This window comes from Rhizobium sp. N324 (genome assembly GCF_001664485.1).
Lineage (GTDB): Bacteria > Pseudomonadota > Alphaproteobacteria > Rhizobiales > Rhizobiaceae > Rhizobium.
Genome location: NZ_CP013630.1, coordinates 880,552 through 896,261, shown reverse-complemented (window position 1 = coordinate 896,261; position 15,710 = coordinate 880,552). Strand labels below are relative to the sequence as shown.

Here is a 15,710-nt window from a genome sequence, read left to right as displayed (position 1 = left end):
TCTATACCCGTCCGAGCTGGACAAGATGCTCTTGTCCACCGTCGTTCTTATCTGGCACCCACTTTAGCGAGCTGGACAGCGCCAGCACTAATGGAACAATCAAAAACAAACCGCCGGTCATCATCGCAGTTTGAAGTGCGGTCGAAAGCATCACGAATATTCCATAGTGGCCGAGAGCCAGCCCCGCAATCGTTGCGACGGTCTTCCCTCGTTTCACTATTAGCTGGATATCTAGCAAGCGGATAAAAAATCCGGCAAATAGCGAAAATAGAAACACACCCACCCAAGAGAAGTCGGCCCAGGCATCGGCGATAAACATCGCTGTCGAGGTGGAACCTTCCATGCCGCGATGGACGGCGCCGACCAGTACATAGGTTGGTTGACTGGGTTGCCCGGTCAGAGAGCCTACCAGCCAACTGAACTTACTACCCCAACCATAGGGGAGAACACTTGGAATTGCGGCATAATACTCAAGCAAACTTTCGTTTGCGATCATGAATACCCGATAAAATAGAAAATCGAGCGCGTCGCCGACACCATGCAAGTCACGAATGGCAACAAGTACCATCGCACCAAACAAAAGAACACAAAACGAAATAAACCTAATCGCCATCCCCAATGGCAGATCCAAAGATTTTCGAAGATGTTCCACGACTATCAACTGCAGTACAAATATCGCCAATGGCGCCTTGCTCAAAGTCGAGGCCTTGGCCACCATGACGGCAACGATAAAAGCCCACGCGATCGCTGGCAGTTTCATTGACTGCTGTCTTAAAGCTATAAAACAGCAAAAAGCAGAGAAGGGAAATAGGTTGGAGACGAGGAGATTGAAAAGATAAAAGCGGCTTCCACCCGACTCGCGCCGCATCGCAATCTTCGCGACTTCGCTTGCATCGGAAATGAAGTAGACAATAGTTTTGGGGATTTTGTTTTCAGCTATAATAAAGGCGAGAATGATAAAGAAACCGATGGCCGAGATTATTTTGAGCCGTTGAGCGACACCGCTGGCTATCCGGACAGGCTGAGTGCGCCAGGAATGCAGTGCCGCCTGGATCTGTTGATGGTTAACGCCGAACGCGAAATCCGCTCCTGCTATGCCGACAGTGATGCAAACAAATGAAAGGGCAAGAGAGAGATCCAGTGCGCCTATAGCATCGGTGTAGGGAGCGGAAGACATGATTGTCTCAAAAAACTTAGTCTGGATACCCCATATTCGAGTGTAATAGAGATACATGGGCCCATGAAGCGCGAGCATGAGACCTAAAAAAACTGACGAAAGCGTCAGATTGATCCCCACCCTCCAGACGTAGAACGCCACCGACCATGTAACAGCCATGGCAAAGACGAGGCTAGTCGACATCTGCTGCCTCTGCGGCTGCGTTACGTGTCGGCAGGAGTGTCCGTGTCATGTTACGCAGGCGCAAAAGCGCTCTATGAAGCCACATGCCGTTCGGATAATTGCTGTGCGGGACTGGCGGTGCCTCGATATACGATTGGAGCTCTTCCGGCTTCAATCCCAGTTTTTTGGCCACGAACTTTGTTTCCCTGCGGGCATCCTGAACGGAGATGATGGGCTTTGAAATTTCGCGCAGCGCCTCCTCCCGTGTCATTTGTCCGGCAACAATCAAACTTGAAAGGTGAAGCCGTCTTTTGTCAAAGTTAAATTTTCTCGGAAGATAGATATCCTGGTAGAATTTTGTGAATCTGGATTCACTGTGTTTGCCACCGTAGTCACGCCACCCGTATTCGCGCTGAAGCTCAGTGCGCGCCTCTTCCTTATTGTAGTCGATGTAGTTGAGCGGACGGTGAATGGTGAGTTGCCGGCGGACGCGGGTAAGCCAAATATACTCAAGAGGGCTCATGAAGGGATAGGTCGTGAGCTTCAAGGAGCCGAAGCGTTTTTGAATCGCGCTCGCATGCGTTCCGTCAATCGACGGATAGCCAAAGCCGCGGGGTATCACCGATTCTGACGCGAAGTTTACGCCGCTGAGGAAGTGACGAATGCCGAATTTAGCTGCTGTCCTATAGAGGGTGGAAAAGAATGCATGATCTTGCGGGATGTCCTGATTGAGGACAGAAGCCTTCATAAACGCAATCTGCAGATCGCGCATCTCCTGCCACTCGATTACATAAGTGTGAAGGTCGAGATCGAGTTTTCGGACAAGAATTTCAATATTGTGGACGGCGGGCTCGGAATTCCAACCGCCGTCAACATGGACCGCCAGAAGACGAAGACCATGCTTTCGGGCGGCGAGATGCGCAAGAAACGCGCTGTCAATTCCACCGCTAAGCCCGACCATCGCATCGTATGGCTTACCTGCGCCTTCTTCCTTCAATGTGGCGATCAATCGCCGCATTCGAATATCGCCTTCCGGGCCAGTCCACCACTCGTGCGGCTTGCGATTCAGCGCATCCCGACAGCAGTTACATTGGCCGTTTGCGTCAAACACGATCGACGGGTTGGAATTGTCCATGGCGCAAAATGAGCAAACTCGCGACGCGTTATCCATGAGCACCTTGCTCCGCCTCCTCCAAAATTTCTGGTGCAGGGTAGCTTATAAGGACTGCCCTTAGCCGGCCGATAAAGGTGAAGGCGCTCCCCGAGGCTGCGGCGGAAGCGCCGGCATGAAGGCCTTCCTCCATGTGGGCGACGTTTCCGGCGCCACCCAAGGCCACGACCGGAATGCTCAGCTTTCGGCTAATCGACTGGATCAACTCAAGATCATACCCGTTGCGCGTGCCGTCGAGAGTTTTCGACTGAAGAATTATTTCGCCAACGCCGGCATCCTGCAGCCTCAGGCAGAATTCTATCGGCTCTTGCCTCGCACCGCTTGAAGCGTAGCAGCTCGCCGCCGCACCGCGACCCTCAACGTCGACACAGGCAACCAGAGCCTGGCTGCCCATATCGGCAGCGATCGCTCCCACCAGTTGCGAATTGCGCGCGCCTTGACCAAGTACAAACTTCTCGACGCCGGAGCGGTTAAGTTCCTCGCACTGCCTAAGCTCGGTGATACCGCCGCCATATGCCAAAGGCATGAAACATTCGGTTGCGAGTTCGCGAACGAAGCCGAGGTCAGGACCTCGCCCCGTACGCGTGGCGTCGATATCGAGAATGCAGATCTCGTCGACTTCCTTTTCGTTGAAAAGGCGCACAACATTGAAGGGATCGCCGACGTAGGTGCGCTCGCCAAACTCTATCGTTTTCACCAGCCGACGCTTCTGATCGACCAGCAGGACGGGTATAAGCCTTTTTCTCATCAAAGCTTCCCGAATGCTTCAAGAACCCGCATCCCGAAGCGGTGGCTTTTTTCAGGATGAAATTGCACGCCGCTGACATTGTTCGAACTCATTGCGCAACATAGCTCCTCGCCGTAGTCGATGACGGCGGTAACGTCATTCGGATCATCGCAATCGACAAAATAGCTGTGGTCGAAATAAAAGCGCTCCCTCCGGTTGGACCTGTCGAACAAAGCGCTTTCTCGGCACGGCCTTATCTCAAGCCAGCCGATATGAGGAACTTTAAGGGATGATGTTGCCGGCAGCCTGATGCGCTTCACATCCGCATTTATCCAGCCGAGTCCCGGTTCCGAGCCTTCCTCGCTGGATCGCGCCAACAGCTGCATACCGAGACATATGCCGAGAACAGGAACCCTCCGTTCGCGCACAGCGTGATTCAGTGGATCGACTAATTTTCTGTTTCTCAACGTGGCCATTGCTTTGTCAAACGCACCGACCCCTGGAAGAATGAGCTTCGCAGCACTTTCGATCTCTTTGGGATCACCGCTTGGCCGAGCATCGATCCCCAGATACTCCGCCATATTGGTAATTGCGCCGATATTCCCGACGCCATAGTCTACCACAGTGATCACTCAAAACCCTCTCTTGCGTTTCACAAGATGGTTATTCCATCCAATCAGGCGTCTCTCGGACAAAGCCGTTCTAACGGACCCATAGATACGGGACAAGATAAGGCTCCCGGTTTTCGTCGTCATCGCCACGGCTGCGATCGCGGCGGAGACAACGCAGACAGAACAGACATACGCGAAAGCGAGGGACAACCAGCCATTGATCCAGGTGAAATTCAGGCCTAAAGATCCGACAACTATGCAGATGCCAACCAAGATAGGTGCAACTGTACAGGCGAACATTTGCTCCGCGCTGAAAGTGCGAAAGAAGCAATTGCGAGTCACCAAAAGCGCGAGAGGCACTCTTACAACGCTCGCAGCAAGCAAGCCTGCTCCGGCAGCGTATGGACCGTAAAACCAAATGGAAACAAAAGAAAAAACAACCGTCATCACCGAATACGCAAGCGAAGTATATGCAGCCGGTGCATTTCTGCCCATTCCCATGGCGTAATACTGGAATACATTCGACCCGCACCCGACGATGCCGCCGAGAATGAGTATCTGGAGCAGATGCGTGCCGCCTGCAGCGGTTTCTTCGCCGACCCAAACCGTCAACAGCGGCCTAGAGAGAACCGCGATTGGCGAGAGTACGATGGCTCCGAAAGCCGAATTGCCCCATGAGGCGAGCATGAAGAAATCATGCCGCTCCTCTTCGCGGCTGTTCGACATGTTGCCAAATCGAGGAAACAGGACTTCACAGATACGTATGACCGCGATGTAAGCGGCCTCCTGGAGGCGATTGCACACGTTATATTGGCCGACAACGGCAGACGGCGCGAGCGAAGCCAGAACGTAGCGGTCAATCTGGTTGCCAAAGATTCCGGCAAGCTGAGAAAGGCTTTGCCATTTTCCAAAATGAAGCAATGATTTCAGTTCGTCGGGAGACGACGAGATCAATCTGCCGCTCTCACGGAATTCCGAGGATGTAACCCATATCCATCCTGCAGTCGAAAATACAAGACTTCCAGCAAATCCGAGCAAATAGCCATTCAGCACTGGAAATGACCACGTGCATCCCAAGGTCACGATGATGGTTGCGAATGAACTCCACGCTGATGCTTTGGCCACCAATCGAAAATTTTGCTTTCCCACGCAAATACCTTGCAGGACAAACGAGAACTGCTGCGCCACGGTGCCGGTTGCGACAATGAGGAAGGAGACGGTGAGATTCTGTGATGGAAGAGACGCACCGGCGATGCCGGTCATGATCCATGGACCGGCAAGCACGATCCCTAGCCAAGCCACCGCCGAAGCAATCAGGCAGATTTTCAATCCGACGATAGCAATACGGGCGGCGGCATGCTCCTCGCCACGTCCAATCCGCGCGGAAATTTCCCTGACAACGGCCTGCCCGAGCACCGTGCCGATCAGCGTCACGGGAGCTGCGATAGCGATCACTATGCCTGCGCTTCCCAGTGCCTGCAGTCCAATCCAGCGCACGACGAACGGCACCGTGGCAAGATTAGCAATCAGCGTAAAAAGGAAACCCGCAAAATTCCAGCCTGAGTTTCCAAGAAGATTGCTGCGCCTTCCATGGCTCTCCGGGCGTTCGTCACTCACTCGGCGAAGCCCCTGATCATATCTGCGACGTACAGGAGTTGGGCTTCTGTCATTTCAGGGAAAATCGGAATTGAAAGAATCTTGGACTGATTTCCAAACGCGTTGGGAAAATCTTCCGGCCGATGCCCAAGGCGTTCGTAAGCCGGCAGGAACGGCAGCGATATCGGATAGTTGACCACGGTTTGGATGCCGGCATGATTGAGGTGGGCGGCCAGGGCATCGCGCCGCTCGTGCTTGATCACAAACAGGTGATAGACGTGATTTCGTCCGGCTGCCGTTTCAGGCAGTTCCAGCCCACCAATATCTTCGAGGGCGCGCACATAGCGCCTCGCCCATTCCTGCCGCTTTGCAGTCCATTCCGGCAGACGCGGCAGCTTCACCGACAGGATCGCGGCCTGCAGTCCGTCGAGGCGGCTATTTATGCCCTCGATCTGGTGGTCGCCCTTTGAAAGCCCGCCATGCCGCGCAAACATCGCCATCCGATCGGCAAGTGATTTGTCCTTGCAGGTAATGGCGCCTGCGTCGCCCATCGCACCAAGGTTCTTTCCCGGGTAGAAAGAATAGGAAGCGACATCCCCGAAACTCCCGACGACCTGCCCATCAATCTCAGCCAGATGGGATTGGGCACAATCCTCTATGACCCAGAGACCGTGCTTCCGGGCGATAGCCATGATCGCAGTCATATCGGCCGGTTGGCCATAGAGGTGAACCGGGATGATGCCAACCGTTCTAGGCGTGATCTTCGCTTCGATTTGAACAGGATCGATGGTGTATGTCGAAGCGTCGGTGTCGCAGAAGACAACATTGCCGCCGGCCTGTGAAATCGTCTCGGTAGTTGAAATCCACGAATGGGCAGTCGTAATAACTTCATCCCCGGGTTTGACGCCTAGCGCGCGCATGGCGATGAAGAGCGAATCCGTTCCATTCGCACATGAGATGCAATAAGGGGCGCCGACGGCGGCGGCAAATTCGTCCTCGAACTTCTGAACGAATGGCCCCCTGATAAACGCGGAAGAGCGGATGACCGAAGCGATTGCAGCATCGATCTCCTCCTTTAGCGAGAGATATTGGAGATGAAGATCAGCGAAAGGAACTTTCATGAAACCTGCTCTCGGTAAATTGCGATGATTTCCGTGTGCGCCGGCGCCGCCATTTGCGCCAACAAAAAATAAAATTCAGCCCGGCTCAACGCTGTAACAACCCTTCGCGAAAGGCTGAGGCCAACACCCCTTCCCACGGGGGCTGACGGCGAGAAACTGCAAAGCCTGGGGCATGTACCGACGTTGTCCACCAACGACGATCTTCCCGAAACAAACCTAAACCTCATTCCTTGCCGAACGAGGTAAAGGCCGGGCGGGGTTGCCGGCATAGGTGCCAGAAATGGTGATATCCCGGGTTACAACCGCGCCTGCGCCGATGACGACATCGTCGCATATCCGAACTGCCAGGACCGTAGCGTTTGAGCCGATCGAAACTCGGTTGCCGATCCGTGTCTCCTTCCAGAGCGCGCGATTTCCCCGCGCAGGCCCACCTCCCGAAAAAAGGTCGTTCACAAAAACAACCCCATGTCCGATGAAACAATCCTCACCAATCTCCACAAGTTCGCATATGAAACTGTGTGACTGTATCTTTGTGCGCGGCCCGATCTTCACGCCCTTCTGGATTTCGACGAACGGACCGACGAAACAATCATCCGCAAGTTCGCATTCATAGACATTGGCGGGCTCAACTATTTTTACCCGAGCGCCGCAAACGACGTCTCTGACCTGCGCCTTCCAGAGCGTGGGGGAGCCGTCGGTCACTGGGAAGATCGTCCCAGTTTCGAATGTTTCACTTCCAAAGGCAATTTCACTTCCTGATTGGACGCGATTGATTCGTAAAGTGCGGAGATCAGCTCAAGACTCTGACGTCCCTCATGACCATCCACGATGGCTTTTGTATCGTTCACTAGGCAATCGACGACATGTTCGTAATAAGCCTGATGACCAAAACCATAAACGTTCGGAGGATTAACAGAGTACTTCTCCATAACTTGCTCATCGCCTAAGTCATGGTCGCCGAACTGCCAGGTGCGGATCTTGTTCACCGCAAAGCCCGCAATCTCAACAGAGCCCCCAGCACCAAGTATCGAAATCGATCCTTCAATGTCCTTGGGTCGCGTTGCTGCGGTGGCTTCTATAATGCCGAGAGCACCGTTGCGGAACTTCAGTGTGGCTACGGCAGTGTCTTCCGCCTCGATATCCACCAACGCTGTCGCCGCGCGCGCGTGAACACTTTCGACATCACCCATGAACCAAGTTAACATGTCGATATGATGACTTGCCTGATTGGCAAGAACACCGCCGTCATATTGCCAGGTACCGCGCCAGTTATCCTGATCATAGTAACTCTGATCGCGGCACCATCGTACCCTAACCGTCCCGAGCACGAGCTTTCCGAAGCGGCCCGCATCAAGAGCTTCGCGCGCTTTCAGGACCGGGACGTTAAACCGGTTTTGTTTGACGACAAAAAGGCGAATGTTGTTGTCATCACACGCCTTGATCATCGCTTCAGCGTCGGTCAAAGTCAGCGCCATTGGCTTTTCAACCACGATGTGCCGTTTATATTTTGCAGCAGTTATGACGTGCTCTGCATGCATGCCACTTGGCGTCAATATCGATACGACATCGGCGTCCGTGTTCTGGAGCATTTCGTCGATGGACTGATAGTGAGGAACGCCGAATCTTTCTCCGAACTCCTTTGCCCTTTCTTCCACTACGTCACAAACTGCGACTAGCGACGCCCCGGTTATCTGTGACAAGCCCAACAGTTCGGAATGTCTTTTAGCAATGCGTCCGCATCCAACAATAGCGAATTTTATCAAGAGCTTCTCCCCGCGCGACAGTATCCGCCGCCCAAAATAATTTGGCGGTTCACATTGACATCCCCTGAGCTAGCCGGACACCCTTCCGCGATCAAGCGTCGTTCAACGGCCGAACCCACCATACCGGTATGGCCAGCAATGATTTTTTTTGGAAGACTTCTCATATTTGCTTGTGCACCCGTGGCATGACCGGAGGCACCCGGTTTTATCGGCGACCGCACAATTGCCATGTGGGACTCGCGCGGACAGGAATGATTAGGCCTCATTGGGTGTTCTCGCCAAAAAAGTCAATCTTCATCACTGGCAGCAAACCCACGTACTCTTAGTTTTCCAAACTCACGCCGCCACGCTGACACGGGGTGGAATTGAAAGCGCTAGTTTACATGGGATGATATTTTTGCGGCTCTCCTTTGATGGACTCTCGAAAGTCGCGACCGTGCGATGAGGTGAGCCGCCCCAATCGAAATGACGAAAAAATATAATGGAAGCAATGGTACTGAGTAGCGTGGGTTTCCGAGAGGAAACGCATACGCGACAGCAAAGGCTGGCGCCAACGAACAAAGAAGCAATATTGTTACCTCCTTTGCTTGTACCGTCAAAAATGCAGCAGCCAGCAAAGCCAACAAAAGCCAAAGGTCGGGCGGCAGAACACCTATCTTTATTGGGTCACGAAGCGCCACTCCGAAGGTCGAAATGTACGGATTGAATGCTGCATAGATCTTAGCGTTTGATAGAACCGCGAACGGAAAAACTGCCGCGTCTGAGGCTGCTTGCGGTCCAAAAAAACGGTCGAATCCAGACCGATAGTCCTCCGATGATGCCCAGCTTTGCCAACGATAATAGCCGTAAAGATGATCGAGAAAATTCCTGGGAGAGTATCCCGGAAAGACTTCATGCGTTTGCGGAACTACCGCCGACGGCAAGATCGCTCCGATTGAGGCCATGCCATATAAGAACCGGTTCAATTGAACACTCGCCCCATCCGAGCGTAGCGCACTGGCGAGTTCCTCTGCCTTTTCGTTGATCTCGCTATTGGAGCGTCCTTCAGCTCTCCACTTTTCAGCGATTAATAGCGCGTCGGACATTGTGATACCGCTATACGTCAAAGTATCCGGAAACCCTGCCACGTTAAGGAGCGTATTCACTGTCGACGAGGGGTGCGGATTAGCCTGCGACGCCGATATTAGAAGGTTGATACCGCCCGCTGGCAGAAAAAATTGTCCGTCCTGCAGATATCTGTATGTCGGAAACGCTAGGACCGAGCTAGCCGACACAGCGAAAAGGACAACCATCCATCTAGAAATAAGAAATGCCCGGGAAATAAGTGCGTAGAATAACATTAACGCGACTATAGCTCCCCAGTAACTTCTAAACTGGGTCACGCACCCGATCACTATAAGCGCCACAACAACACAACTACCGACAGACCGATTCCCCCGCGCTATCCTTAAACAACACGAAAAACCAATCAGAACGAAAGATGAAGTGCACGATTCGGTCAGAAGTGAATTATGAAATGCCTGATACGCTGGCAGCAGTAACAGCAATAGGACAAAAATCATGTGCACGGGCGATGGCCAAAGGCGATAAACCGTCCGAAATGCGAAAATGAGCGCCCCTGCAGCCACCATGTGCTGGAATATTGCGAGCGCCGGCCATTGCCAGGAGACCGGCAACTCGCTGAGCAAGAGCCAGGCTCCCGGCACGCCAGGCCCGAGATGGCTAAATATCCATTGACCTGTTGTTTGGTAAAATAGCTGCAATCCGCTAGGCGAAGACATGGCAGTGGCCAATGATATATAGTCGCGTGAATCGATCCAATACGTCGCCCCGAAGACTACTAAGGCATAGGCATGGATACAAATAATGAGAGGGTAAGTGAACAACTCAACTCGCGACAATCGATCCACCTTGATTATCAGGCCGCTTGTCATTCGGTTCTGCGAGAACATTCATGCCTCCACCTTCTGGAATTGCCTTACAGACCAATTCCAGGCTCTGCGGCAGCAACTTCTTCAACTCGATCGACCGAACTGTGATGCTCAAAATTCGATCGAATTTCTCTGGTTTTCCGAATACACGTAGGGAGCCAACTCAAGCATGATTTTGGGACGAAATGTTGAGATCATATTCGTCGCGCCAAGAAGCACATCCAGTTCGTTCCTATCGACTACCCACGGTAGACACAATGTCGACCGCGGATCTGCAAGGGCTTGATGCATCAGGTTGGTCTTTAACGACCACTATCGGGGCTAGTCTGCCCTGCCATCCGTCCGCCCGTTCACAAAAGGCAGCACCTGATGGACGAGGCGATCAAATTTCAACCATAACGGAGGAACTTTCAACTCCCACACCTCATTTGTGATTGGGTCGGCATGCCCAGCAGCGATGATCATCTTATCGCCCACGACATAGGTCGATTGTTCATGCCTTGGTCGCCAGCTGTCAGATAAAGGCAATCGCGTCCAATCAATGCCGTTGTCCGTGAACCAAATTCCGCCGACGTTCAGCGTGCTTTTACTCCAGCCACCAATGACCCACATACGGTCTCGATACTCTGCCGCCGAGAACCAGATCCGCCCGCTCCACGGCGCATCGGAAACTTTTTTCCAATGGAGACCATCTTCAGAATTCCAGACATCGTTCAGGGCGATGTAGTCTGGGTGATACGACCCGCCTCCAAGAACCCATAGTTTTCCGTGATAAGCGACCGCTGCGTGATACGCTCGCGGCTGCCATGCCGCGTGCTCGGTCACCTTGGTCCAATTGATACCATCGCTGGAGCTCCACACGTCGTTCTTAAGGGTCTGCTTGCCATCAACCCACTCGAGGCCCCCAAGAATCCACAGCTTGCCATTTAGCGTGACAATTGGCGTGGCTGTTCTTGGGCTCCATGAAGCCGCTGCTTGCACGTTGCTCCAGTGGATTCCATCATCGGAGTTCCACACTGAATTCGTGGCCGGGTGCTCCGGATCCGAGAGTGTGGTGCCGCCCAGTACCCACATTCGGTCCTTGAAAACGATCGTCATCGGTAGGTCGGTATAATAGAAAGGTAGCTCCGACTGGACTAGATCCCACTTGACGCCATCGGCTGAATTCCAGACATCCCGAAGCAACTCTGTCGGCTTTGTTTTCCAGCCCCCCAAGAGCCAAAGCTTGTTGTGATACACGAATTCTCCAGCCGAATCGCGCGGCGGCCAATCGGCAACGGCGACCCGCTTCAAACTGGGTTTGGGGAGCCCCGGTGCCCCGCTATAAACCCACCCGAGAACAAGACAAAAAACGACCAGTGGAAGTATGCAGAAAAATAAAAGCCTTTTGACTCTTGAATTCATGATTTCATCCCGGATCACTTAATGGAGAGCAGGCACTTATGACCGCACAAGCATCGCTGTGTTGAGAGCGACCTGGTCAGACCGGTACCACTTCATGGCAGGATGAAGGTCGAGGCTCGAGGGCCAATATTCTATCGCCGCAGCAAATGCAAATCATGACATCCAGAGCGGCGACGGAAGAGGAAAGTTGGGCTGAAAGCTTGCTCCGAACGCTCTCCGCCTGCTCCTGCACCCGGCTAGACGGGATGCGGCCGATCAGCATCGGCGCGGTGCATCGCGCTCGACCGGCGGACGACATTCCTGCCCTTACGCGGCATCGAGCCGCCTCGCGAACTGAATATCCACTTTGCGAATAATCCCGCACGCAATCGGCTTGCGGTGCAGAAGCGTTAACGCATTGGATGCTTAGTTTGGTCGTGGAAATCCAAACGCCCAACTGGCTGCCTGTGCCCGGAACTTACGTCGGCGGCACAGCTGATCGGTCTGTCGAGAGGCCCGAATGCAATCGAATGACTCGATTGTATCTTTTCAAACAATGATCCCAAGGCCGATGGGGACCGTCGTAGCAGGCTGGTCAAAGGACACCATGGCTTACACAAACGTCGAGCAAAGCGCGAAAACATGAAAGTAGATCCGATCCCGTCGACGAGCAGGCTCGCGAAGGTTCGGGCATTCATGTCCATACCTCTGGACAGGCCGGAATTGCTCAAGGCGCAATACCGGGCCTTTTCCTATCAGCTGCCGCTCATGTATGTGATCCTGCTGACCAATACATGGGTGCTGGCGGCGACCCATATGTCGGTCGCGCCAACCTGGTTGGCCGTCTATATCCCGATCGTGCTGACATTGGTCTGCGCGGTTCGCCTCATGGCCTGGTCGCGCTCCCTGCGGGTTACGCCAACCCATGAGGTCGCCGCGCGGGCGCTCTCGCGCACCAATCGCCTCGCCAGTATTATTGCCGTCGCCTTCACCGGCTGGGCTCTGCTGTTGTTTCCTTACGGCGACGCCTATGCCAAGAGCCACGTGGCCTTCTACATGGCGATTACCGTTATCGGCGTCATTTTCTGCCTGATGCATCTGCGCCCGGCAGCCTTTACCGTCGCTGCTATCGTCAACGGCGTGTTCTTCATCTTTTTCGCCCTGTCGGGCAATGCCGTCTTCATTGCCATCGCCATCAATACCGGTCTTGTTTCCGGCACTATGCTGATCACCCTTCTCATTCAGTACCGGGATTTCACCCGGCTGATCGAGGCGAAGATAGAGACCGAGGCGCTCAGCAACGAGAACTTTCGCCTCGCCAATCTCGACAGCCTCACCGAGCTTCCCAATCGCCGCGCGTTCTTCTCCCATCTCGGGGAAGCATTCAGCGAAGCAGAGGCCAGTGGGCAAAGCCTTGCGGTCGGCATCATCGATCTCGATGGCTTCAAGCCGGTCAACGACCTCTATGGCCACGGCATCGGCGACAAACTGCTCTACGAGGTCGGCCAGCGTCTGGCCGGGCTCTGCGCTCAGAATATCCATCTCGCGAGGCTTGGCGGCGATGAATTCGCGCTGATCATTTCAAGACCTTCGAGTGAGCCCGAACTGCTCGCCCTCGGAGAAAGCCTGTGTATTGCGCTGCGGGTGCCATTCATTTTTGCCGAAGCCGCCGTCCAAATTTCGTGCTCCATCGGCTTTGCGGTATATCCCGATAACGCCGGGAGCGCGGCCGATCTTTTCGAGCGTGCCGATTACGCGCTCTATCACGGCAAGCGGAGCAAACGCGGCAAAGCCGTTCTCTTCTCGTCGGACCACGATGCGGAAATCCGCCGCGATGCACGGATCGAACAGGTGCTGCAGATGGCTGATCTGCAGGAGGAACTGAGCGTCGTGTTTCAACCGATCGTCGATGTGCGGTTGGACGAAACGATCGGCTTCGAGGCGCTGGCGCGCTGGACGAGCCCGGTGCTTGGAAGCGTCTCGCCGGTCCAGTTCGTTCCTGTCGCCGAAAGGGCGGGCTTCATCAATCGCCTGACGCGACCGCTTCTCGAAAAAGCCCTCACTGTCGCGGCCAATTGGCCGGCCGGCATTCGTCTTTCCTTCAATTTGTCGGCGCAGGACCTGACCTCGCCGGAAGGCTTGCTGCATATCATCAGCATTATCCACGCCAGCCGTTTCGATCCCAAACGTCTCGATCTCGAGATTACCGAGACAGCCTTCGCTGCCGATTTCGGTCAAATTCAAAGCGCGATCACCACCTTGAAGGCGCTCGGCTGCGGCATATCGCTTGACGATTTCGGGATCGGCTATTCGAGCCTTTCGCGGCTTCATGCCCTGCCGCTCACCAAGATCAAGATCGACCGCACTTTCGTGACCGACCTGCATCGGAAGCCGGCCAGCTACAAGATCGTCAAATCGCTGCTGGCGCTCGGTCGCGACATGGGTCTCGACTGCGTCATCGAAGGTGTCGAAACGCAGGAAGAGGTGACAGCCCTCAGAGAGCTCGGCGGTTTCCTGATCCAGGGATATTTCTATTCGCGGCCGATGCGTGAAGCCGACATATCAGCGTTTCTGAATTTATGGTCCAGCCTGCCGTTTCAAAATCGCGCTCGCCTTCACTAACCCACCAGCCCGTTGCCGCCAACCGCGCGTAAGATACCGCTTACGCATCCACCTTGCCGCGCAGCTCATCCGCAATCGCCGTCATCCTGTCTGCTGCCGCGTGGCCGATCAGCATGAAGGCGTGCGTTCCGTTCAACCAGTAGACGACGTTCATGCCCTTGCGGCTTTCGAGGTCCGGCGCTTTGGGGCCTCCATCGGAACGGACGATGCACAGTGCCATCGGGCCGGTTTCGGGGTCGAGATAGGCGATCTGAGCAAGCGGTTTGCCGTCATATTGCAGGAGCAGAGCGCGTTTGAAATCGATGCCCGGAAGGGCGACGGCTTCGGGGGAAAGCGACAGGCCGAGCTTTTCGTCGAGGCTTGCGAGTTGAGCAGCCTGGACGTCTCTTTCCGGCGCCGGGCCGGCCAGCGTCTCCGGCGTATAGAGCGAGATATAGTCGGCGACCACGGCGCGCCATTCGCTGTTTTCATCCTTCGGCGAAAAGCCTTTGCCGATGCCGAGGACGGCGCGGTCTATGGCGATGCCGGCGATGAGCGAGGCGGCGAGCGCGCCAAGAAGACGGCGGCGGCTGACGAGGGCCGGTGCGGAGCCGGATCTCGCGACCTCACCCACCGGGATGGCGGCGAGCATTGCTTCCAGTTTTTCGCGAGGGGCCTGCGACAGCAGCGGAGCGAAGGCCTGCTCGAAGGGCAGGCTGGCGCGCGACAGGAATTCCAGCCGTTCGGCGACGCTCTCGTCTTCATTCACCATGGTCTCGATGCGCGCGGCCTCTTCGGCCGTCAGTTCGCCATCAATGAAGGCGGTCAGTTCCTCGTCGGAGGGAATGATTTGCTTGGTGTTCATTGCCGTCCCCCTTCCCGCTCGTCACTGGCGAGCTTGGCGCGGGCAGCCGCCAGCCGGCTCATCACGGTTCCGATCGGAATATCCAATATGCCTGCAACCTCGCGATAGGAAAGTCCTTCGACATAGGCGAGGAAAATCACCGTTCTCTGCGCTTCGGGCAGCGCATTCACCCGTTTGAGCACCTGACCCGCCATCACATGGGTCTCGGTGTCGTGGACGCCGTCAAAGGTCAGCACCTCGCCGGCATCGACGAAACCCTGGCCCTCACGCACCCGGCGGGAACGGATCTCGTTCAGCCAGATCGAATGCAGGATCGAAAAGAGCCAGCGGTCGAGCCGGGTGCCGGGGACGAACTGATCGGCACGTTCGAGCGCGCGAAGGCAGGTCGCCTGCACCAGATCATCGGCGACATCGCGCTGATGCGAGAGAACGAGACCATAACGCCAGAGCCTTGCCAGACTTTCCGCCAGGCCGCTCCTGATATCCGCTGCGCTCGCGATGGCCGCCTCCGCCGATTCTCTATCCCATGGAACCGCCGGATGAACCGGCGATTCCGTCCTGGCGGGACTATAGGCAGGAAATGTGGTGCGCGCGACCGACAT

13 protein-coding genes are annotated in these 15,710 nt (G+C 54.9%); 1 reads left to right on the top strand and 12 read right to left on the bottom strand.

From position 1 onward, the window contains the following. Position 1: 1 nt before the first annotated feature. From AMK05_RS04270 to AMK05_RS04225, 10 genes are all read right to left on the bottom strand, one after another. A complete protein-coding gene (locus tag AMK05_RS04270; RefSeq protein ID WP_064836825.1) occupies positions 2–1,360 on the bottom strand; it encodes a hypothetical protein in 1,359 nt (452 codons plus the stop codon). Continuing rightward, entirely contained in the window at positions 1,350–2,510 is a 1,161-nt protein-coding gene (locus AMK05_RS04265; RefSeq protein WP_064836823.1) for an N-acetyl sugar amidotransferase, read from the bottom strand. The genes AMK05_RS04270 and AMK05_RS04265 overlap by 11 nt, the downstream gene beginning before the upstream one ends. Continuing rightward, positions 2,503–3,258 carry a HisA/HisF-related TIM barrel protein gene (locus AMK05_RS04260; protein WP_237352163.1) on the bottom strand — a complete coding sequence of 252 codons (756 nt, stop codon included), beginning with the start codon at positions 3,256–3,258 and terminating at the stop codon, positions 2,503–2,505. Before AMK05_RS04260 ends, AMK05_RS04265 begins: the two co-directional genes overlap by 8 nt. After that, positions 3,258–3,869: an imidazole glycerol phosphate synthase subunit HisH gene (gene hisH, locus AMK05_RS04255; RefSeq protein ID WP_064836818.1), complete on the bottom strand. Its 612-nt coding sequence runs from the start codon at positions 3,867–3,869 to the stop codon at positions 3,258–3,260. Before hisH ends, AMK05_RS04260 begins: the two co-directional genes overlap by 1 nt. Beyond that, on the bottom strand, positions 3,870–5,465 hold the full coding sequence (locus AMK05_RS04250; RefSeq protein ID WP_064836816.1) for a lipopolysaccharide biosynthesis protein: 1,596 nt from the start codon (positions 5,463–5,465) through the stop codon (positions 3,870–3,872). Beyond that, positions 5,462–6,565 (bottom strand): DegT/DnrJ/EryC1/StrS family aminotransferase, encoded by a 1,104-nt coding sequence (locus AMK05_RS04245; protein WP_064836814.1) that lies wholly within the window; start codon positions 6,563–6,565, stop codon positions 5,462–5,464. Before AMK05_RS04245 ends, AMK05_RS04250 begins: the two co-directional genes overlap by 4 nt. Positions 6,566–6,781: 216 nt before the next feature. Next, positions 6,782–7,267, bottom strand: a complete 486-nt coding sequence (locus AMK05_RS04240; protein WP_039618020.1) for an acyltransferase — start codon at positions 7,265–7,267, stop codon at positions 6,782–6,784. Further along, the gene (locus tag AMK05_RS04235; RefSeq protein WP_064836812.1) at positions 7,264–8,328 is read right to left on the bottom strand and encodes a Gfo/Idh/MocA family protein; all 1,065 of its coding nucleotides are present in this window, start codon (positions 8,326–8,328) and stop codon (positions 7,264–7,266) included. Before AMK05_RS04235 ends, AMK05_RS04240 begins: the two co-directional genes overlap by 4 nt. Positions 8,329–8,702: 374 nt before the next feature. Next, positions 8,703–10,280 (bottom strand): hypothetical protein, encoded by a 1,578-nt coding sequence (locus AMK05_RS04230; RefSeq protein ID WP_064836810.1) that lies wholly within the window; start codon positions 10,278–10,280, stop codon positions 8,703–8,705. 300 nt (positions 10,281–10,580) lie between these two features. Beyond that, positions 10,581–11,663, bottom strand: coding sequence for a galactose oxidase (locus AMK05_RS04225; RefSeq protein WP_143535806.1), 1,083 nt, complete (start codon positions 11,661–11,663; stop codon positions 10,581–10,583). Positions 11,664–12,338: 675 nt separating this feature from the next. On the opposite strand from AMK05_RS04225, the gene AMK05_RS04220 reads away from it, so the two are divergent. After that, positions 12,339–14,264 carry a putative bifunctional diguanylate cyclase/phosphodiesterase gene (locus AMK05_RS04220; protein WP_064841264.1) on the top strand — a complete coding sequence of 642 codons (1,926 nt, stop codon included), beginning with the start codon at positions 12,339–12,341 and terminating at the stop codon, positions 14,262–14,264. 40 nt (positions 14,265–14,304) lie between these two features. On the opposite strand, the gene AMK05_RS04215 is transcribed toward AMK05_RS04220, so the two are convergent. Both AMK05_RS04215 and AMK05_RS04210 read right to left on the bottom strand, forming a co-directional pair. Further along, the gene (locus tag AMK05_RS04215; protein ID WP_064836806.1) at positions 14,305–15,108 is read right to left on the bottom strand and encodes an anti-sigma factor family protein; all 804 of its coding nucleotides are present in this window, start codon (positions 15,106–15,108) and stop codon (positions 14,305–14,307) included. Next, positions 15,105–15,710 (bottom strand): RNA polymerase sigma factor, encoded by a 606-nt coding sequence (locus tag AMK05_RS04210; protein WP_064836803.1) that lies wholly within the window; start codon positions 15,708–15,710, stop codon positions 15,105–15,107. Before AMK05_RS04210 ends, AMK05_RS04215 begins: the two co-directional genes overlap by 4 nt.